The 20923-nt window shown below is 62.7% G+C and carries 17 protein-coding genes; 13 read left to right on the plus strand and 4 right to left on the minus strand.

Annotated elements, in window-relative coordinates; all coding sequences use genetic code 11:
- Positions 1 to 52 precede the first annotated feature (52 nt).
- The 6 genes from tssC (at position 53) to tssH (ending at position 8328) form a co-directional block, all read left to right on the plus strand.
- Complete coding sequence (gene tssC, locus JI744_RS15875) at positions 53 to 1540, plus strand: type VI secretion system contractile sheath large subunit (RefSeq protein ID WP_202662128.1); 1488 nt, start codon at positions 53 to 55, stop codon at positions 1538 to 1540.
- Between the two features lie 56 nt (positions 1541 to 1596).
- Positions 1597 to 2085: an Hcp family type VI secretion system effector gene (locus JI744_RS15880; protein WP_202662129.1), complete on the plus strand. Its 489-nt coding sequence runs from the start codon at positions 1597 to 1599 to the stop codon at positions 2083 to 2085.
- A 66-nt stretch (positions 2086 to 2151) separates the two neighbouring features.
- A complete protein-coding gene (locus JI744_RS15885; RefSeq protein WP_202662130.1) occupies positions 2152 to 2703 on the plus strand; it encodes a type VI secretion system baseplate subunit TssE in 552 nt (183 codons plus the stop codon).
- Positions 2700 to 4631, plus strand: coding sequence for a type VI secretion system baseplate subunit TssF (gene tssF / locus JI744_RS15890; protein ID WP_202662131.1), 1932 nt, complete (start codon positions 2700 to 2702; stop codon positions 4629 to 4631). Before JI744_RS15885 ends, tssF begins: the two co-directional genes overlap by 4 nt.
- Positions 4628 to 5623, plus strand: coding sequence for a type VI secretion system baseplate subunit TssG (gene tssG, locus JI744_RS15895; RefSeq protein ID WP_202662132.1), 996 nt, complete (start codon positions 4628 to 4630; stop codon positions 5621 to 5623). The genes tssF and tssG overlap by 4 nt, the downstream gene beginning before the upstream one ends.
- A gap of 41 nt (positions 5624 to 5664) precedes the next feature.
- Positions 5665 to 8328, plus strand: coding sequence for a type VI secretion system ATPase TssH (gene tssH / locus JI744_RS15900; protein WP_202662133.1), 2664 nt, complete (start codon positions 5665 to 5667; stop codon positions 8326 to 8328).
- Positions 8329 to 8376: 48 nt separating this feature from the next.
- On the opposite strand, the gene JI744_RS15905 is transcribed toward tssH, so the two are convergent.
- From JI744_RS15905 to JI744_RS15915, 3 genes are all read right to left on the minus strand, one after another.
- On the minus strand, positions 8377 to 10692 hold the full coding sequence (locus JI744_RS15905; RefSeq protein ID WP_202662134.1) for a peptidoglycan DD-metalloendopeptidase family protein: 2316 nt from the start codon (positions 10690 to 10692) through the stop codon (positions 8377 to 8379).
- 18 nt (positions 10693 to 10710) lie between these two features.
- Positions 10711 to 12405: a caspase family protein gene (locus tag JI744_RS15910; RefSeq protein ID WP_202662135.1), complete on the minus strand. Its 1695-nt coding sequence runs from the start codon at positions 12403 to 12405 to the stop codon at positions 10711 to 10713.
- A gap of 75 nt (positions 12406 to 12480) precedes the next feature.
- Positions 12481 to 12909 carry a DUF1036 domain-containing protein gene (locus JI744_RS15915; RefSeq protein WP_202662136.1) on the minus strand — a complete coding sequence of 143 codons (429 nt, stop codon included), beginning with the start codon at positions 12907 to 12909 and terminating at the stop codon, positions 12481 to 12483.
- A gap of 192 nt (positions 12910 to 13101) precedes the next feature.
- Here JI744_RS15915 and JI744_RS15920 point away from each other — a divergent pair, with 192 nt between their 5' ends.
- On the plus strand, positions 13102 to 13338 hold the full coding sequence (locus tag JI744_RS15920; protein ID WP_202662137.1) for a hypothetical protein: 237 nt from the start codon (positions 13102 to 13104) through the stop codon (positions 13336 to 13338).
- A gap of 97 nt (positions 13339 to 13435) precedes the next feature.
- Positions 13436 to 13846, plus strand: coding sequence for a hypothetical protein (locus JI744_RS15925; protein WP_236019494.1), 411 nt, complete (start codon positions 13436 to 13438; stop codon positions 13844 to 13846).
- A 23-nt stretch (positions 13847 to 13869) separates the two neighbouring features.
- On the opposite strand, the gene JI744_RS15930 is transcribed toward JI744_RS15925, so the two are convergent.
- The gene (locus tag JI744_RS15930) at positions 13870 to 15483 is read right to left on the minus strand and encodes an alpha-amylase family glycosyl hydrolase (RefSeq protein WP_202662138.1); all 1614 of its coding nucleotides are present in this window, start codon (positions 15481 to 15483) and stop codon (positions 13870 to 13872) included.
- A 149-nt stretch (positions 15484 to 15632) separates the two neighbouring features.
- Between JI744_RS15930 and JI744_RS15935 the strand changes: the two genes are divergently transcribed.
- The 5 genes from JI744_RS15935 (at position 15633) to JI744_RS15955 (ending at position 20894) form a co-directional block, all read left to right on the plus strand.
- Positions 15633 to 16877, plus strand: coding sequence for an MFS transporter (locus JI744_RS15935; protein WP_202662139.1), 1245 nt, complete (start codon positions 15633 to 15635; stop codon positions 16875 to 16877).
- A gap of 3 nt (positions 16878 to 16880) precedes the next feature.
- Positions 16881 to 18071 (plus strand): MFS transporter, encoded by a 1191-nt coding sequence (locus JI744_RS15940; protein WP_202662140.1) that lies wholly within the window; start codon positions 16881 to 16883, stop codon positions 18069 to 18071.
- 58 nt (positions 18072 to 18129) lie between these two features.
- Positions 18130 to 19173 carry a glycosyltransferase family 4 protein gene (locus tag JI744_RS15945; RefSeq protein WP_202662141.1) on the plus strand — a complete coding sequence of 348 codons (1044 nt, stop codon included), beginning with the start codon at positions 18130 to 18132 and terminating at the stop codon, positions 19171 to 19173.
- Positions 19170 to 19793 carry a glycosyltransferase family 29 protein gene (locus JI744_RS15950; RefSeq protein WP_202662142.1) on the plus strand — a complete coding sequence of 208 codons (624 nt, stop codon included), beginning with the start codon at positions 19170 to 19172 and terminating at the stop codon, positions 19791 to 19793. Before JI744_RS15945 ends, JI744_RS15950 begins: the two co-directional genes overlap by 4 nt.
- 78 nt (positions 19794 to 19871) lie before the next feature.
- Positions 19872 to 20894 carry an aspartate-semialdehyde dehydrogenase gene (locus tag JI744_RS15955; protein ID WP_202662143.1) on the plus strand — a complete coding sequence of 341 codons (1023 nt, stop codon included), beginning with the start codon at positions 19872 to 19874 and terminating at the stop codon, positions 20892 to 20894.
- The last annotated feature ends 29 nt before the right edge of the window (positions 20895 to 20923 follow it).

Genomic DNA, 20923 nt, shown 5'->3' on the forward strand with positions numbered 1-20923 from the left:
GGGCACGTTGCCCGGCGTGCGGTTCTGACCCACTCATATTCGGACATGACACATGGCAACTGAACTTGAAAAAGGCACCGGCGGCGCAGGCGCATTGGCCGAGCTGGATGAGTTCTCCTCAATCCTTAAGCAAAACTTCAAACCGCGCTCTGACACGGCTGCGAAAGAGGTTGAGAACGCGGTTTCCACCCTGGTGAAAGAGGCGCTGGCCGATGACAGCCTGATCGCCGAAGACATCCTTGATACCATCGACGCGATGATCGCCAAGCTGGACGAAAAGCTGTCGGCCCAGGTGAACGAGATCATCCACCACCCCGAATACCAAAAGCTGGAAAGCAGTTGGCGGGGTCTCGCCTATACCGTGAACAACACCGAAAGCGATGCGACGCTGAAGGTGAAGGTCATGAACATTTCCAAGTCGGAACTTGACCGCGAATTGCGGATGTTCCCCGGCGCGAAATGGGATCAAAGCCCGGTCTTCAAGAAGGTGTACGAGGCAGAGTTCGGCCAGTTGGGCGGCCAACCCTTTGGCGCGCTGATCGGCGATTTCTATTTCGACCATTCGTCGTCCGACGTGCGCCTGCTGCGTGACCTAGGCAAGATCGCCGCCTCGTCACACGCACCCTTTGTCTCTTCGGCAGCGCCCACCCTGTTGGGCATGGATAGCTGGAACGAGCTGGGCAACCCGCGCGACCTTTCGACCGTGTTTGACACGCCCGATTATGCCGGCTGGAACAGCCTGCGCGACAGCGAAAACTCGCGTTATCTGGCGATCACCCTGCCGCGCGTCCTGTCGCGTTCGCCCTATGGCCAGAACGGCGAGCCGGTGGATGAGTTCAACTTTGAAGAGGCGACCGACGGCCACGAAGGCAAGCACTATGCCTGGATGAACGCAGCCCATGCCATGGCGGTGAACATCAACCGCGCCCATAAGGAATATGGCTGGACGGTGCAGATCCGCGGCGTGCAGTCGGGGGGTGAGGTAGCGAACCTGCCGGTTCATAACTTCGATACCGGCGACGGATCGACCGACATGAAATGCCCGACGGAATACGCGATTTCCGACCGTCGGGAAGGTGAGCTTTCGAAATCGGGCCTCATCAGCCTTGTGCATCGCAAGAACACCGACCGCGCCGCCTTTATCGGCGCACAGACCCTTTATCGCCCGAAGAAATATCAGGACGAGCAGGCCACCGCCTCGGACAATATCTCGTCCCGTCTGCCCTATATCTTCGCCGTGTCACGCTTCAGCCATTACCTGAAATGTATGGTGCGCGACATGATCGGGTCGAACAAGGAACGCGACCAGTTGCAGCGCGAGTTGCAGAACTGGGTCAGCGGCTATGTTCACGGCTCTCCGGCCAATGCGTCGGAGCGTGACAAGGCACTTCTGCCCTTGGCGGCGGCCAAGGTCGAGGTGATCGCGGACGAAGAGAACCCCGGCTATTACGTCGGCAAGTTCTTCCTGCGCCCGCACTTCCAGTTGGAGGGGATGGATATCGGCATGTCGCTGGTTTCCAAACTTCCGGGCGCGAAATGACTTAACCCCCCCTCCGGGTTTCCCGGTGGCAAATTGATTGGAAAAGGAGTCTCAAAATGGCCGTGGAAATCTTCCTGGAGCTTGACCAGGTTGAAGGTGAATCGCAGAAATCCGGTTTTGCGGGGAAAATTGACCTGCTCAGCTACAGCTGGGCCTCGTCGCAGTCGGCCACCCGCCAGTCGGGCACCGGCGGTGGCTCGGGTCAGGCGAATGTGGGCGACATCGCCTTTTCCAAATACATGGATAAGGCGACCCCCGTCCTCTACAAGGCGCTGCTGGATGGCAAGCACTATGACAAGGGCAAGATCACCGTCCGCAAGGTGACCGGCGGCAAGCCGCTGGATTACCTGACGATCGAGTTGGAAGAGGTGATCATCTCGTCCTACCAGACCGGCGGGGGCAATGCCTCGGATGACCGCATTTATGAAAATATGTCGTTGAACTTCAAGAAGTTCAAGATGACCTATGTGGTGCAAAGCGGTCAGGGTGCCGGTTCGGCCAAGGTGCCGGTCGAATACGATATCTCGGTCGGCCCGACCGGCTGATCAGGTGCGAAACAGGATGCCGGGCGCAACCGTGCCCGGCATCTGCCTTAAAGACGCATGGTCCCGATGAAAGAACGCGGCGAAGGCCATTTCCAGATTTCGCTGATGAACGTCTTTCGCAACGCCGCGCGCGAGCGGGATGCGAAGAAGACCGATGACCAGGTAACCGAAGATGGCCGCGTGCTGTCGCTGCGCAGCATGGAGCGGCGCGAAGGTGCCGGACAGGGCACGCTGCGCAACAATCTGGCGATTGATCTGTCCAGCCTGCTGGGCACCATCAACCTTGAAGCGACCGAAGATCTGACCGGGCTGGACCGGGTGCGCAACTCGGTCCTGAACTATGGTATGACCGACCTTAGCCGCTTTACGCTAGATGATGTGCGCCGCCACAAACTGGCCGCCGACCTGAAAGCGGCACTTCTGGCGCATGAGCCGCGGCTGGTGGCCGATACGCTGGTGGTCAAGCTGAAGGGCGGCAACACCACCAACCAGCACATCGCCTTCGACATCACTGCCGAAATGGCCGCGAAACCGGTGGATGTGCCGCTGGAATTCATCGCAGAGATTGATACCAGCGTCGGCAAGGTAGCGCTGTCGAACCTGACGGTGCGTGGATGAATCGCGCGTTTCTGGAATCCTATAACCGAGAGCTTGCGCTGCTGTACGAGGGCGCGAAAGAGTTTGCCGAGGATTACCCCGGCATCGCCGAACGTCTGGGCGGGCTGACGCAGGACAACCTTGATCCCGCCATCGCGGGTCTGCTGGAAGGGGCGGCCTTCATGGCCGCCCGGGTTCAGTTGAAACTGGATACCGAGTTCGAGACTTTTACCAACGAACTGCTGGATCAGTTGCTGCCCAATTTCATGGCCCCCACCCCTTCGGCGGTGATGGTGCAGGCCGATCCGAATTTTGCCGATGAAGAGCTGGAAAAGGGCAAATCCTATGCCCCCGGCAGTTATATCGACGCCCGCTATCTGGACCGCGATCAACGCATTTCCTGCCGGTTCCGCCTGTCTTCGGCGCTGCATCTGTGGCCCTTGCAGCTAACTCAGGCCCGTGTGGTTTCCGGGGCCACCGCCTTTCAGGCCATGGGGCTGGATGTAACAGCGGGCACCGGCGGCGGCATCATCCTGAACCTGCAACGCCCCAGCGCCAGCAAGGCGGGCAAGCCAAAGCTGGTGTCTGCCATTCAGGCCGACAGCCTGCCGTTCCATCTGGTCGGCGACATGGCCGAGATGGTGGCGCTTTATGAACAGATGTTCGCCAACGTCACCCGCATCACCCTGCGCTATCTGGATGCGCGAGGCGATCCGGTCTTTGTGCCGCTGCCCTTGAACTGCATTGAACAGATCGGGTTTGATGAGGATGAGGCGATCTTTGCTGAAGATACCCGCACCTTTCGCGGCTTTACCCTGCTGCGCGAATTCTTCCTGTTCCCGCAGAAATTCCTTGGCTTTCGCCTGACCGGGCTATCTCAAGTGCTGCCGCGCGTCGCCGCCCCCGCCTTTGATCTGCTGATTGAAATGTCGCAGGTCCGGCCTGCCCTGCCGCCCCGCATCACGGCCGAGAATTTCCGCCTGTTCACCGCCCCTGCCGTGAACCTGTTCGAAGAAAACTGCTCGACCACCCGCAGCGACACCCTCCGCCATGAATATCTGGTGCAGGCCGACAGCAGCCCCTCCTCGCATTACGAAGTGCATCGCGTGCGCGAGGTGTTCGCCTTTTTCACCGATGTGAAAACCAAGGTGCCGGTGCATCCGCTGTACGGCCTACCGAACGACGCCCTGCAACCGCGAGAGGCGCTGTATTACACCACCCGCCAGCGCCCCCGCCGCCTGAACGCCAAGGAACGGCGGTTCGGCAAGGCCCAAGGCTACACCGGCACCGAAACCTTCGTGTCGATCTACGAACCGGGGCACCTGGACAGTGAGGAACGGGTCAAGCGCTTGCAGGTGAAACTGCTATGCTCCAACCGCCATCTGCCGCAATTCCTGCCCATCGCCCAAGGCGGAGCCGATTTCCGCATGAACGACGACACGGCGCTGCCCCTGCGCTGCATCGCCGGGCCGACCGCCCCGCGCGAAAGCGTGACAGAGCTGGACAAAAACGCCGCCCACCGCGCCCATACCGGCCCCGTTGGTTGGCGGATTTTGTCGTATCTGTCGCTCAGCTACCTTGGCCTCGACAACCGGGGGGCCAAAGATCAGGGCGCAGCGCTGCGCGAAATGCTGGCGCTGTTTGCCGATCTGTCGGCGCAGGTCACCGAGCGTCAGTTGCAGGGCCTGAAATTGGTCAGCGCCCGCCCCGTCACCCGCACCATTCGCCGCGGTGGCGGCTATCATGCCGCGCGGGGCACCGAGGTGACGATCACCTTTGACGAAAAATCCTTTGAAGGATCTGGCATCTTCTTGCTGGGTGCGGTGCTGGACAGGTTCATTTCAGAATACGCCTCGATCAACAGCTTTACCCAGGTCGCGATCCGGTCGGAACAGCGCGGGCTGGTCAAGGTCTGGCCGCCCCGCACCGGGCAGGGGCCGCTGCTATGACCAACCGCCGCCGCGCCCTGATAGACGACCCGACCCAGTTCGGCTTTCTGTCCCTGATGCGCGAGGTGGAGCGTGCGAACCCCGCCCTGCCCCGTATCGGCCGCAACCGGACGCTCAGGGAAGAGGCGGTGCGGCTGGGCCAGGAACCGTTTCAGGCCTTCCCGGCGCAAAACGTCAGCCAGGTGCAGGACCGGGGCGACGGAAAACTGCGCGTGCGGTCGAACTTTCTTGGCTATTTCGGCCCGCAGGGGGCGCTGCCGCTGAACATCACCGCCGAGGTGCAGCAGTGGTATATGTATGGTGACGATGCCTTCATTCGTCTGACCGACATCTTCACCAACCGCTTTCAGCAACTTTTCTTCCGCGCCTGGTCGGATGCGCGCGGCATCACTCAGTTTGACCGCCCCGATGATGACCGCTTTCAAACCTATGTCGGCGCAGCACTTGGCCATGGCTCACCTGCCTTGCGTCATCGCGGGAGGGTGTCGGAAACCGCCTGGCTGCCTTTGGCCGGGGTGGCAATGGGGCGGGTCAAATCTGCCGTCAGGCTGCGTCAGGTACTGCAATCCTTGTGCCGGGTGGAAATCACCATCGAGGAAAACATCCCCTCTTGGCTGGTGTTCGAACCGGGTGATCTGACGCAGATGGGCCGGTCGGGTGCCACCTTGGGCATGGATTGCCGGCTAGGCGCACGCGTGCAAAGCGTGAACGACAAAATCCGCATTGCGGTGCGCACCGAAAGTCTGGCTGAATATCAAAGTTTTCTGCCCGGCGGCCCCAATTTCGCCAAGCTGACCGAGATGATCTTCTGGTATCTTGGCCATGAGGTCGAGGTCGAGATTTCGCCCGCCCTGCCCGCCACCGAAGTGCGCGGCATGGCCTTGGGCAAGTCAGGTGCCTTGGGCTGGACGGGCTGGATCGCGCCCACCCCTGCCAAGCCCGACACCTACCGCAGCGATGCGGTGTTTTCGTCCGAACACCGGACAGGGTGATGTGATGGGTGGGGCAGTTTTTTAGCACAAAGGATTGGGAAATGGCCGATATCAGTCTTGAAACAGTCGCCGGAAAACTGAACCGCGTCGGATACGATGCCTTTCTGCAATCGCTGCGCCACGCGCGAAGCGAGGGAAACCGCAACGTGGAACTGTCGCACTGGCTGTTCCACATCCTGCAAAACCCGAAATCCGACATTGCGGTGACGCTGGCCCATTTCAAGCTGGATACCGCCAAGGCCCAGAAAGACTTGGGCGCGGTGATCGACGGTCTGCGCAAGAACGCGACCGAAATGCCCCAGATCAGCGAGCAGTTGACTGATGTGCTGGACCGTGGCTGGCACTACGCCACGTTGATGTTCGGCGAGGCGATGATCCGCACCGGCCATATTCTGGTGGCAGCCCTGAAGAACACCACGCTGCGCCGTGATCTGGTGCAGATGTCAAAGGTCTTCGGCGAAATCAACGTCGATACCCTGGCGAATGAGGCGCGCACCGCCTGGGCCGATAGTGACGAAGACGACATGCGCCCGATGGATGGCTCTGGCATCGGCCAGACCTCGGGTTCGGCTGCCGCCCCCGGTCAGGGCAGCACGGCCTTGGGGCGTTTTGCGGTCGATATGACGGCCCAGGCCACGGGCGGCAAGATGGACCCGATTGTTGGCCGCGATGATGAGATTCGCCAGATCATCGACATTCTGCTGCGCCGCCGCCAGAACAACCCGATCCTGACGGGTGAGGCGGGCGTGGGCAAAACCGCTGTCGTCGAAGGCTTTGCCCAGCGCCTTGCCGCGAACGAGGTGCCGCCCAAGCTGCAAGGCACCAAGCTGTTCATGCTGGACCTTGGGCTGATGCAGGCGGGCGCATCCATGAAGGGTGAGTTTGAACAGCGCCTGCGCAGCGTGATTGACGAGGTGCAGAATTCGCCCACCCCGATCATCCTGTTCATCGACGAGATTCACACCCTGATGGGGGCCGGGGGCGCTGCGGGCACCGGCGATGCCGCAAACCTGCTGAAACCGGCGCTGGCGCGCGGCACGTTGCGCACCATCGGGGCCACCACCTGGATGGAATACGCCAAGTATTTCGAGAAAGACCCGGCGATGACCCGGCGCTTTCAGCCGGTGATGGTGGACGAGCCCACCATCGACCGCGCCTGCTATATGCTGCGCGGCATTCTTGGCCCGATGGAGGCGCATCACGGCATCCGCATCTCGGATGAGGCGGTGGTTGCGGCGGTCAACCTGTCGGCCCGCTATCTGCCCTCACGCCAACTGCCGGACAAGGCGGTCAGCCTGCTGGACACCGCCTGCGCGCGGGTGGCGATCAGCCAATCCACGGTTCCGGCCTCGATTCAGGACAGCAAGGCCAAGATTGCGGGCCTTGAAACCGAACTCGCTGCCAAGGAACGGCAGGCGGACTTGGGCGAGGATGCCGGGCCGCGCGTGGCCGAAATCCACGACCTGCTGGCCAAGGAGCGGGATACGCTGGCCCAGCTGGAAGCTGACTACACCGAGGAGAAGGCGCTGGTTGATCAGCTGCTGGACCTATGGAAGCAGATCGGGCTTGGGGCCAAGACCGAAGGCGCGGTAACGCCTGATCAGGTGGAAGGCGAACCCGAAAACCTGCGCCCGCAGGCGATGGAAAGCGTGAAACGCCTGCAAGCGCGCAAACCCGATGACCGCAAGATCTATGCCCATGTCGATGCGCAGGCCGTGGCGGCGGTGATTTCCGACTGGACCGGCATTCCCGCAGGCAAGATGGTCTCGGATGAATTGCAGGCCATCCTGACCCTTGCCGACCGGCTGAAGGAACGGGTGATCGGGCAGGATCATGGGCTGGAAATGATCGCCACGCGGGTGCAGACCGCATCGGCGAAACTGGCCAACCCCAACAAGCCAATCGGCGTTTTCATGCTGTGCGGCCCGTCGGGTGTGGGCAAGACCGAAACCGCGCTGGCGCTGGCCGAGGCGGTTTACGGCGGTGAGCAGAACATCATCACCATCAACATGAGCGAGTTTCAGGAGGCGCATACCGTTTCCCTCTTGAAAGGTGCCCCCCCCGGCTATGTCGGCTATGGCGAGGGCGGGCGGCTGACCGAGGCCGTGCGCCGCAAGCCCTATTCCGTTGTGCTGCTGGATGAGGTGGAAAAGGCCCATTCCGACGTGCATGAGCTGTTCTTTCAGGTGTTCGACAAGGGCATCATGGAGGATGGATCGGGCCGCCAGATCAACTTCAAGAACACGCTGATCCTGCTCACCTCGAATGTCGGCACCGATGTGATCATGGATATGGCCGACAAGGGCGAGACGAAGCCCGATGTCGAGGTGCTGGAAGAGGCGATGAAGCCGCACCTTCTGCGCGTCTTCCCGCCCGCTCTGCTGGGCCGGATCGTGACGATCCCCTATTTCCCACTATCGACCGAGGTTCTAGGCGGCATCACCAAGCTGAAACTGAACTCTATCGTCAAGCGGATGAAGGAAAACCATGGCGCGGCGATGAGTGTCTCGCCCGAGGTCACCGCCCATATCGTGGACCAATGCCGCGACCCCGATTCCGGTGGGCGGATGGTGGACAACATCATTTCAAACACCATCCTGCCGGCGCTGTCGCGCGAGGTGCTGGACCGTATGGTCAAGCAGACGCCGATGGCGCGGGTCGAACTGGTGATGAAAGACGGCCAGATCGGGTATGATTTCGCCTGACCTCGATTGCTTCAAAGAAATCGGATCGGAGCCTTTGCAGGCTCCGGTTCACGTCGCGGCCAACAGCACCTCGATCACCTTCTGATAGGCCAGCACATCGGGTGGCAGCGGCGGCGCGACGGCCACCGCCCCGCCCTTGCCGCTCATCTTCAACTCGGCCCATTCCTTGACATAGGCGATGGTGCGCCCTTTCAGGAACGGGTTGGCATTGACCACGCCTGCCCCCATCACATCGGCGACCAACTGGTCATCCTGCGCCGACAGCACCACATCGGCCCCCCCCGCCCCAAGGAAGTGGCACAGGTATAGCCGCCCGGCGGTGATCTGATGGCCCCGGTTGCGCAGATAGGCCTCGCCTTCCCGCGCAAGATTGGTGACCATCTCACGGCTAAGCGTCGGGTCGGTGCGCAGGGCCAGCAGGTCCTGTCGGCTCATTGTGCTGGCAAGGTCGGGGCGATACTGGTTCATCATCCGAATCCATGTGCTTTCAATGAACTGGCCCAGCCCGACAGCGGTAGACAAGGGGTTTGCCGCATCGGCCTTGCCGCCGGATTCGACGCGGATGATCTGATCAACCATGGTTTCCACCGGCGACCCGGCACCACCCGCCGCCACCACGGCATCGGCGGCAAAGGGATCAATCGGCTGCCCGCCTGCGTAAAGCTCAAAATGCAGATGGGGTCCGGTCGATTGGCCGGTGGTGCCGACATAACCGATCAATTGCCCCGCCGCCACCGCCTGCCCCGCCTTCAAGCCATCGGCAAAGCGCGACAGATGGGCATAGCGAGTCTCGGTGCCATCGGCATCGGTGATCTTGACCAGATTGCCATAGGTGCCGCCGTCGCTGGCGAAATTCACCGTCCCGGCAAAGGCGGCCACCACCGGCGTGCCAACGGGTGCGGCCCAGTCGGTGCCCTTGTGCAGCTTGACTACATGCAAAATGGGGTGCATCCGCGGCCCGAAGCGAGAGGTCATCACCCCCGCCGTCGGCGTCACCATCCCGGCGCGCATCGCCCCGCCGCCGCCAGCACCGGCCCCCCCGCTGCCCTGCCCGAAACAGGCATAGTCCTGCGCGCCGACCGGGCGATAGACGTGGCAGCGCAGGTCACGTCCCTCGCCCTTGATCGCGGCGTAAAGCACCTGCCCCGGCCCCGGACCTTCGCCGCCCGCATCAGGGGCGTAAAGAAGGGTCATCTGGTCGCCGGGGGCGGCAAAACTTTCCATGTCCCATGACTGGCTCAGCATCACGATGGTTTCCGCAACCACGGCCGAGGGAACACCATTGCGGATCGCCGCCGAATAGAACGCATCCAGCAGGCGGTATTTGCGGCCAATATCGGCGCTGGCCACAGCATCTTCGCCCGCAAAGCTGAACAGGTCTTCGTCAACCCAAGGGTCCGCCGCCTCGACCACATGGCCATCGTCGTCAAGGCCAAGGCTGCCGGCATAGCTGTCGCGGGTGTAAAGCGAAAGTTGGACCGGCACTTTCACGCCCGCCCGCGTGGTCAGCCGGAACGCCAGAATATGCCCCGGCACCAGCGCCGCGATGTCGGGCACCACCAGCTTGCCCTCCTCGGCAAAGCGTTCCGCTGCGGCCTTGTCGGCCCCGTGATCAACCATCAGTTGCACCAGATCGCCCGGCTCTTTCATCCGCAGGATCACATCTTCAAACGCCGCCGCGCGGGTCTTTTCGGGCTGGATATAGGCAACGCTGGTGGTGTCCTCGATCCGGGTCCGGGTAAAAGTGTCGGGCTGGCCAGCGCTGGAAACCCCCGCAATATCGCTTCCCCAACTGGCATCTTCGCCCGCCGCGACCACTTCGGTCTGCACAGGGGTTGTTGCATCCGCCTGCAGCACGGGGGCGGGCACAGAGAGCGGGGCCACCGGGGCCTGCACCTTCACGTCGCGCTGCGCATTGAAGAATGCGAAATCCTCGCGGCTGGAGGGAAGGGTGGTGATCAGCCGTTCCTCGGTGGTGATCATCGCATCGGTCAGCAGAACCAGATCGCCCCCGGCGCGGTCGGGCGGCACCTCGGCCGGGCGCGGCATTTCCTTACGGTGATCGCCCGCGCCAGAGGTGTCGAAATGGAGCGTCATCGGATCGCCCGGCAGATCGATGAAGGCCGAGGTATAGGCGGCGGCGGCATCCATCACCACGCCTTCGTCCTGCACCCCGTCATTCTCGGCGACCTCTTTCGCCGTCGGATGCCCGAACCGCAGGATACCGCCAAAGTACAGCCCCGTTCCCAGACCCGCGACGCCCAAGCCGACGCCCCCCCACAGGATCAGCGGCACCAGCCAAGAGTTGCGGCGGCGCAGCTTGGCCTGCTGGCGGGCGGCTTTGAAACGGGGGTCAATTTCCATGACCGCAGCCCCACACGATCAGAACGATCCGGTGATGCCGATGGTGCCCTTGGTGATCCGGGTCTTGGCGGTTTCCTGTTTTTTGCCGGTTTTCACGTTGGACTTGACCGAGGCTTTTTCGACCGGCGCGGTTTCGACCTGCGCACGCTTGCCGGTCTTCACGGCGGAAGAGGCGACGCGCGCCTCGCACACCACCTTGGTTTCACCCGATAGGGCCATGAACAAGTCGGCCGAAGGTTCAAGGCTGGTCGGCACCACATGCTTGGCCAGATAGTAAGAGGTCAGCGCCGTGCGCGATCCCTTGCCCCAATTGCCATCCACCGCCATGCGGTAGCAGCCCACCCGCAACAATTCGCCCTGAACCGACTTGGCCAGATCCAAAGGCATGGGGGCCACCTGACCCAGCAGGCGCGGATCGATTGCCGTCAGCAGGTCGCGGCCTTCGGGCGTGTCGGCAGTCACCTCGCGGCCTTGCAGACGCGTCGGCCCGCCAAGTTCGATCTTGCGGCTGTCCCAGTCCAGCGCGGCCAGCCGGATTGCCGCCTTGCCATCAACCTCATCAGGCTTCAACGCCGGGTCAATCGCAGCAAGCACCGTCTCATCGGGCACAGGCGCATCGCCGATTGCCACGCTTTCATCGGTGACCTGCAAATCCTCCAGCGAGACCAGCGCATCGGGGACCGCCGGGGCCTTCGCCTCGGTCGGCGACTCCACGGCGGGCGCCTCGGGGGTCGGGCTGTCCAGAATGGTGGTCTCTTCGGCGACCTGTTCCAGATTGGCCTCGGCCAGCGCGATTTCCTCCTCGGCCAGCTTCAACGACCCTTGATCAAAGCCAGACTTGGCCAACAGCGCCAGAAACTGCTCACGCTCATCCGGGGCGAGCTGGGCCAAGAGTTCATAGTCCGCCTCGCTCAGTTCCTGCTTGGCGGCGGCCTCTGGCGGCACAAAATAGAACTGCTCGCGCAGGCTCGACTGGTCCCAAGGCACCTGCCTGCGCAGGGTGGCATTCTCGACATCATTCCTGACCTCGATCATCATGTCAGAGACCGACTTGCCCTTTTCGGGCAGGTGTTTCAGCAGCGCGGTGGCAAAAGGGCTATGGTCGGCCCCCGCCACCCCATCGGCCGAAACCGCGCCGGGTGCGGTGGCAAAGGCCACAAAGGTACCAACGCCCGCCTGCACCCGCGCCAGACCGTCGGTCGCAGCGCCCGACCCGCGCACGCCTTGCGGCAGCGGGTCATTGCGGCAGGCATCCAGAAAGATCAGCGTCTGGCGATTACGGCTTTGCAGCCGGGCGATCACTGCATCCAGGCTCCAGGTTTCGCTGGTCAACCTCTCGCGGCTGTCAAGCGCGGCATCGACCGGCACCAGATAGTTTACCCCGCTAAGCTGGAACGCATGGCCCGCATAGTAGAACACCACGCTTTCCGCCCCTTCGGCCCCGACGACAAAGCTGTCCATCTGCTCCTGAAAGGCCGCCGTGCCGGTATCGGTCAGCAGCGTGACCGTAAAGCCCAGCTTTTTCAGGCCCGCCGCCACGGCCGTTGCATCGCCGACCGGGTTCTTCAGATCGGGGGCAACCGTATAGTCGCCATTGCCAACCACCAGAGCCACCCGCTCGGCCAGCGCCGGGCCAACGCCCAGACACAGCGCCATAGTGGCGGCGCACAGGCGCAACCCCTTGGCAATCCGGCCTGATACGGCTGCGGGCATCCGAAATCCATATGTCAATACATGACAACTCTACCCACGGCAGAGCCGTCTGAAAAGCCTGCATATCGGAACCAATCACCCCCCTCCTGGGGGTGCGCCAAGAAACAATGTCCAGCGCTGGGTTTTCTGGGTATCGACCTCGATGAACCCCGCCTCGATATGTCCCAGCTTCCAGCAATCGGCGATGCCGGGAATCACAAACTTGCGCGGCGCGATGCACATCCGTGTTGTCCCGTTCAGGATGGGCTGGCCGAACACATCCTGCGCATAAAGATAGACATAGCGGCTGGTCAGCTCGTCATGGATGACGTTGGCGCATTGGTTGGGGCCAATGGTCCACCAACCCTCGGTCTGCATCTGGCCCTGCACATCCTGCCCGACAGCCACGTTCACCACATCATAGGACTGGTTGCACACGGCAAACTGGGCCGCTGCCGCATCAGGCAGGCACAGCCATGCCAGCAGCGGAAAGAGGGCAAGTTGGATCAGACGACACAGCGACATGCCCAGATCATAGAGTCCGCAAGGCCACAGGCAATGAAAAGCATGGGCGGCAATCTGCTGGCAGGTCGGTTCAGCCTGTCTTTCGCCACATTTCCCTGTAAGATTTACCTGATCGGCAAAACAAGTGCCGCACGGGAAGGTGTTGAAATGACATCACGCGCAAGAACGGTAATCGGCCTTCTTATGGCAGGTATGGCATCGCTGCCCCTTGTCGCCACCGCCGAAACCCGTGGCAGGCCGCAGGCCGAAGAGGTGGCGCTGGTTGTTACCTGTGGCGATCTGCGCAGCGAGGTTGCGGCGGCACATCCCGAATGCCATCCCCGCCCCGCCGCACGCATGCAGCGGATGCAGGCGGTTTCCGACCGCGACGCCAACCCCCAGCCCCGCCGCATCAAGGCGCTGCCTTGGTTGATCGGCGTGTATAACTGATCCACCCGCAAGCGGCTGTTGACAGGTCGCCCGGCGCTGCGCAACCTGCGCAAAAGCGCCGCTTTGCCAAAGGATCAGCCCCGTGCCCGTCGGTCGTTTGTTTTCCGCCCTTTGCCTGACAGCCGCGCTGGCCGCTGGGTCTGCCCTTGCCCAATCCGGCAATTTCGAGATCGAGCTGAACAGCGCTGCCGATGTCGAGGGGGCCTGTCGTCTGACCTTCGTTGCCACCAACAACACCAACACCGCGCTGACCGAAGCCGCCTATGAGGTTGCGGCGTTTGATGCCGCAGGCGTCGTGTCGCAGCTTTTGGTGCTGGAGTTCGGCGCGCTGCCCACCGCCAAGACCCGCGTGGTGCAGTTCGATCTGCCCGGCACAAAATGCGCAGCAATCTCGCGCCTGTTGGTCAATGGGCAGAATACCTGTCAGGCGGCGGACGGGCCGAAGGACATTTGCCTGAAATCTCTTTCGGCCTCGTCTCGTATCTCCACCATGCCCTTCGGGCTTTAGGCGGTGCCGCCGATAGGCGCGCCTTACCCCAGCGCAAACCCGTTCAACACCCGGAAGAACCCATAGCCGTTCGGCCCCAGCGTCACGCTGGCACGGTCAAACGCCGCTTCCTGACGCGGGCCGACCTGCTCCTCTATCCCCATCTGCTTCAGCGTTACCGGCTTTGGCGACAGGTTGAACAGGCACAGCACCGCGCCCACCCCCTCATCCCGCACAAAGCCCAGAACCGGATCGGGCAGGGTCAGAAACCTTGTGCCCGCAGCCCCGTGCAGCGCGGGCGTGGCCCGCCGAAAGCCCAGCATCGCACGATAGGTCTCCAGCACCGACCCATCCACCCGGGCTTGGCCCGCCACATGCCGCGCCAGTTGCGGGGCCTTGACCGGTAACCACGGCGTGCCGGTGGTAAAGCCTCCTGTGGTCGAGCCATCCCATACCATCGGCGTCCTTGTGCCGTCGCGGCCCACGGGTTCCGGCCAAAAGGCGATGCCCTGCGGGTCGGTCAGCTCCTCGAACGCCAGCTCGGTATCGGTCTGGCCCAACTCCTCGCCCTGCCACAAACAGATCGAGCCTTGGAAGGACAGCAGCAAACACCCCGCCTGGCGCGCCAGAGCCTCGGGGCTGATCCCGAACTTGGCCCAGCGGCTGACCTGCCGCATCACATCATGGTTCGACAGCGCCCACATCGGCCAACCATCGGGGGCGCCCTCAAAAAACGCCTCGATCCGCTTGCGGAAGAAATCGGGCGAGTAATCGGTCCCGAACATCTCGAAACTATAGCATTGGTGCAGGCGCCCCGGCGCGGTGTATTGGCCCATCATCTGAATGGCATGATGGCTTTCGCCGACCTCACCGACCGAGGTGGTGCCGGGGTATTCATCCAGCACCCGCCGCACCCGTTCCAGCCAGCCGATATTTTCGGGCTGGTTCTTGGAAAACAGGTGATACTGCATCTCATAGGGGTTGGCGTCGGGCTTGTCCTTGTTCCGCCAATCGGCCGCATCGCTGCGCAGGCGCAGATCGTGGAAGAAATAGTTCACCGTATCAAACCGGAACCCGTCCACCCCGCGGTCCAGCCAGAAGCGCAGGGTTTCCTCGTGCCAGTCCAGCACAGCCGGATTGTGAAAGTTCAGGTCGGGCTGGCTGGCCAGAAAGTTGTGGAAGTAATACTGGTGCCGCCGGGCATCCCATGTCCAGGCGGACCCGCCAAAGACCGACAGCCAGTTGTTCGGTGGCGTGCCATCGGGGTTGGGGTCGGCCCAGACATACCAATCAGCCTTGGGGTTCACCCTGTCCTTGCGGCTTTCGGCAAAGGCGGGGTGCTGGTCTGACGAATGGTTCAACACCTGATCGATGATCACCTTCAGGCCAAGGTCATGCGCCGTGGCAATCAGGTCGTCAAAATCGGCCAGCGTGCCGAACACCGGGTCGACATTGCGGTAATCCGAAACGTCATAGCCCATGTCCCGCATGGGCGAGGTGAAAAACGGTGACAGCCAGACCGCATCACAGCCCAATTGGGCGATATGCGGCAACCGGCGAGTGATGCCCTTCAGGTCGCCCACCCCGTCGCCATTGTCATCCTGAAACGACCGGGGATAGACCTGATAGACCACCGCACCACGCCACCAATCACCCATGCCTGCACCTTTTCCATTTTCTTTCAGGCAGTCTAGCGGGGTTTTCTGCGTTGCAGAACCCGCAATTTTTCAGATTGTTCCCATCACAATATTGCGATTGACCGCCCCGCAGGACGGGCGCAATTTGCGCCACTTGCAGGAGAGATGCCATGACCGCCGCAGCCCGCGCCCCGCTTGTTACCCCCGTTCTGATCGCCGGATGCCTGATCCTGATGCTGGGCTTTTCGATCCGGGCCAGCTTCGGGATGTTCCAGCTGCCCATCGCGACCGAGTTTCACTGGGCGCGCGCCGATTTCAGTCTGGCCATCGCCATCCAGAACCTGGCCTGGGGTATCGGGCAGCCGATCTTTGGCGCGCTGGCCGAAAAGTTCGGGGATCGCAAGGCGGTGATCCTGGGGGCGATCATGTATGCGGCGGGGCTGGTCGCGTCATCCTTCGCAGTAACGCCGGGGCAGCATTGGCTGCTGGAAATCATCGTTGGCTTTGGCATCGCGGGCACCGGCTTTGGCGTGGTGCTGGCTGTTGTCGGCCGCGCCTCTTCGCCCGAAAACCGCAGCCTTGCCTTGGGCATCGCCACCGCCGCCGGATCTGCCGGGCAGGTATTCGGCGCGCCGCTGGCCGAGATTTTGCTGGGCTATTTCCCGTGGCAGACCGTGTTCCTGATCTTTGCCGGGCTGATCCTGTGCGCCCTGTTCGCCGTGCCTTTCCTGCGCAGCCCCCATGTCGCCACGCGGGCGGAACTGGAGGAATCGATCGGCACCGTCGTGAAGCGGGCGTTCAAGGATCCATCCTTCAGCATGATCTTCCTTGGCTTTTTCTCTTGCGGATATCAGCTGGCCTTCATCACCGCCCACTTTCCCGCCTTTGTGACCGAGCGTTGCGGCCCCATCGCGGCGGGCGGCATTCTGGCCGATCTGGGCATCACCAGCACCTCGGCGCTGGGGGCTATCGCCATTTCGGTCATCGGCATCTTCAACATCGCCGGGTCAATCTTTGCCGGGGCCTTGGGCAAGCGCTATACCAAGAAATACCTGTTGTCGGGCATCTATGTCGCCCGCACCGTGGCGGCGGCCATCTTCATCAGCCTGCCGATGACGCCCGCCACCGTTCTGGTGTTTTCGGCCGTCATGGGCGCACTGTGGCTGGCGACCGTGCCGCTGACCTCGGGCCTTGTCGCGCATATCTACGGGCTGCGCTACATGGGCACGCTTTATGGCATCGTGTTTTTGTCGCACCAGATCGGCGGGTTTCTGGGGGTCTGGCTGGGCGGCAAGATGTATGACCTGACCGGCGACTATACCCTTGTCTGGTGGATCGGCGTGGGGGTTGGTGCCTTTTCGGCCATCGTCCACCTGCCTGTGCGGGAAAAGCCGCTGATGGCGCAACCGGCCTGACCCATGAGAACCGGCATCGCCGCCCTTGTTCTGGGCTATGTCCTGTCACAGTTCTACCGCGCCTTTCTGGCGGTGCTGACGCCAGTTCTGGCGCAGGATCTGGGCGCTACGCCCGAGATGCTGGCCGAAGCCTCGGGCTGGTGGTTTCTGGCCTTTGCCGCGATGCAGCTGCCGGTGGGGGCGGCGCTTGACCGGATCGGGCCGCGGCTGACCGCGGGCCTGCTACTGGCGGTGGGCGCGCTGGGGGCGGCGATCTTTGCCATGGCCACGGGGGTGGGCATGATAAAGCTGGCCATGGTGCTGATCGGGGCGGGCTGCGCGCCGGTGCTGATGGCCAGCTATTACATCTTTGCCCGCGTCTTTTCGCCCGCCGTATTTGGCACGTTGGCGGGGGTGGTGATCGGCATCGGCAGCCTTGGCAATATCGCCGCCTCGATCCCGCTGTCGGCTGCGGTCGAGGCGATGGGCTGGCGCGCAACTGTTGGCACATTGGCCGCGATCACCGCAGCCGTGGCGCTGGCGATTCTGTTTTTGGTGCGCGACCCGGAGCGGCTGCGCCATGAACAGCGCGGATCGGTGCTTGATCTGTTGCGCATTCCCGCGCTGTGGCCGATCTTCCTGCTGATGTTCGTTTGCTATGCGCCGTCTGCGGGTATCCGGGGCCTGTGGATCGGGCCATGGTATCGCGATGTGTTCGGTGCGGATGCCAAGGCGATCGCCTGGGTCTCATTGGCAATGGGGCTGGCGATGGTGGCGGGCAACTTTGCCTATGGCCCGATGGAGCGTGTTTTACGCAGCCGCAAATGGCTGAACTTTGGAGGGAATGCCCTGCTGATGGCCTGCCTGCTGGCCTTGGGCACCATGGCCAATAGGCAGGGGTGGCCCACGGTCGCCCTGCTGATGGGCGTGGGCTTTTTCGGGGCGACCTTTCCCATGGTCATGGCCCATGGCCGCGCCTTTCTGCCGACGCATCTGGTGGGGCGCGGGGTTGCGCTGATCAACCTGTTCGGCATCGGCTCTGCCGGGTTGATGCAGATGGTGACGGGGCGGATCAACAAGGCGCTGACGCCCCCGGCGGACCTGCTGAATTCAGCCCCAACGTCGCTGCCCTATACTGCGATCTTCTGGTTTTACGCGGCCCTGGTGGGCGCGGGTTTGCTGATCTACCTGTTCGCGCAGGACCGCACCGACTGACCGGCTTTCGCGCGGACGGCGATTGCGCTAGGCAAGGACAGCCAATCGCGGAACCCCCATGCCGAACGCCGATCAGATCGAGGTGATTGCCCCCAACCTCAAGCGCCGCCTGTCGGGCGTCACCGCCACCGTGGTGCGGTTGATCCCGATTCAAGCGCTCCAGATCGGCATTGTCACCACCGGGCCGGGCCTGCCGCCCGACCTGCCCCACATTCCGCTGACCGCCTGCCTGACCCTGCCGCGCCGCCGCTGGCGGGTCTGGCACGCGCGGCGCAATACCGAAATGGCGCTTGGCCTGATCCTGCGCCACATCTTTCGCCGCCGCTTGCGGATGATGTTCACCTCTGCCGCGCAGCGCCACCACAAAGGGTTCACCCGCTGGCTGATCCGTCAGATGGAGCTGGTGGTGGCCACCTCAGACAAGGCAAAGGGCTATCTGCAGGTGCCCGCGACCGTGGTGATGCACGGCGTCGATTGCGAGACCTTTCAGCCTGCGGCCGACAAGTCTGCCCTGCGCCGCACGCTTAACTTGCCCGAAGATGCCCTGCTGATCGGCTGCTTTGGCCGGGTGCGGGCGCAAAAGGGGGTGGATCTGTTGGTCGATACCGCCTGCGCCCTGCTGCCTGCGCGCCCGAAGGCGATTGTGATCTTCACCGGCCTGATCACCGACGACAACCGCGGCTTTCACGCCGACCAACTGGCGAAACTGCGCGCGGCGGGGATTGAAGACCGGGTTCGCTTTCTCGGCGAAATTCCGTGGGATCAGGTTGTCCGCCACTATCAGGCGCTGGACCTGTTCACCGCCCCCGCCCGCTGGGAAGGCTTTGGCCTGACCCCCTTGGAGGCGATGGCCGCAGGTGTGCCCGTGGTCGCCACCCGCGTCGGCGCGTTTGAAACCCTGATCACCCCCGAAACTGGCACCCTGATTGCGCCCGATGACGGCCCCGCCCTGACCGAAGCAATCCGCGACTGGATCGACAGCCCCACCCGCCTTGCGGCAGGGGCCACCGCCGCCCGCGCCCATGTGCTGGCCCATCACCGGATAGAGGATGAGGCGGCCACCCTCGTCGCCCTTTACCGCGACCTGCTGGCCCGGCCATGAACCGCCTGCGTTTCCTGCTGGCCCGCACCCTGCGGGATGAGGGCACGCTGCAACGCCTGTCGGTGCCGGAATCCGAGGTGATGGCGCAACTGGCGGGGAAATCGGTTGCCCTGATCGGCAATGCCCGCAGTCTTGCCGAAGGCCAGCGCGGCGCAGAGATTGACGCCGCCGATCTGGTCATTCGCATCAACCGCGCGCCGATGCCCAGCGCTGTCAGCCACGGCACCCGCACCGATATTCTGGCACTGGCCACCTCAATCCCGCAGGCCGACCTTGACCGCCTTGGCCCGGCCCGCGTGCTGTGGATGAGCCACAAAAGGAAACGCCTGCCTTTTGCCATTGCTGCCAGCCCCGGCTTTCATCTGCCCGAACTAAGCCATTTCAACCGCTTGAAGGCCGAACTGGGTGCCCCGCCCACCACCGGCCTGATGCTGATCGACCTTTTGTCACGCAGCCACGCGCGCGAGATCAGGCTCTACGGGTTCGACTTCTTCACCACCCTTTCCCTGTCTGGCCGCCGCACCGCCGAACAGGTGCCGCATGACTTTGCGGCCGAGCGCGCCTTTGTTCAGGCGCTCATGGCGCGCGACCATCGCTTTGCCCAGATTGCCGCGACCTAGAATCCGCTTTCCCCCCAGCCCCCTATGCGCTAACAGGCCCCGTTCCTGACGGTCAGGAACGGTTAAGGAGAGACCCCGATGGGCTATAAGGTCGTCGTCGCGGGTGCCACGGGCAACGTGGGCCGCGAAATGCTGAACATCCTCGCCGAGCGCGAGTTCCCGGTGGACGAGATTGCTGCGCTGGCATCGCGCAAATCCTTGGGCACTGAAGTCAGCTTTGGCGACAAGACTCTCAAGACCAAAGACCTCGACACTTTCGATTTCACCGGCTGGGACATTGCGCTGTTCGCCGTGGGGTCGGATGCGACCAAGGTTTACGCGCCCAAGGCCGCTGCAGCGGGCTGCGTGGTGATCGATAACTCGTCGCTCTACCGCTATGACCCGCAGGTTCCGCTGGTCGTGCCAGAGGTGAATGCCGAGGCCGTCGATGGCTACAAGGCCAAGAACATCATCGCCAACCCCAACTGCTCGACCGCGCAGATGGTCGTGGCGCTGAAGCCGCTGCATGACCGCGCCCGCATCAAGCGCGTGGTGGTGGCGACCTATCAGTCGGTGTCCGGCGCCGGCAAGGAAGGCATTGACGAGCTGTGGGACCAGACCAAGGGTCTTTATGTCCCCGGTCAGGAAGTGGCCCCGAAAAAGTTCTCCAAGCAGATCGCCTTCAACGTGATTCCGCATATCGACGTTTTCCTGGACGATGGTTCGACCAAGGAAGAATGGAAGATGGTGGCCGAAACGAAAAAGATCCTTGATCCCAAGATCAAGGTCACGGCCACTTGCGTGCGCGTGCCGGTTTTCGTCGGCCATTCCGAAGCGATCAACATCGAGTTCGAAGAGCCGCTGGACTGGCAAGAGGCGCAAGACATTCTGCGCGAGGCCCCGGGTGTCATGCTGGTCGACAAGCGTGAGGCCGGTGGCTATGTCACCCCGGTCGAATGCGTGGGCGACTATGCCACCTTCGTCAGCCGCGTCCGTCAGGACAGCACCATCGACAACGGAATCTCGCTGTGGTGCGTGTCGGATAACCTGCGCAAAGGCGCAGCCCTGAACGCGGTGCAGATCGCCGAAGTGCTGGGCAACCGCTGCCTGAAAAAGGGCTGATCCACCGCTGATAGTTTCAAAGCGCCCCC

Origin of the sequence: Fuscibacter oryzae, from assembly GCF_016765795.1 — a bacterium.
In the GTDB taxonomy this organism is placed as follows: domain Bacteria; phylum Pseudomonadota; class Alphaproteobacteria; order Rhodobacterales; family Rhodobacteraceae; genus Fuscibacter; species Fuscibacter oryzae.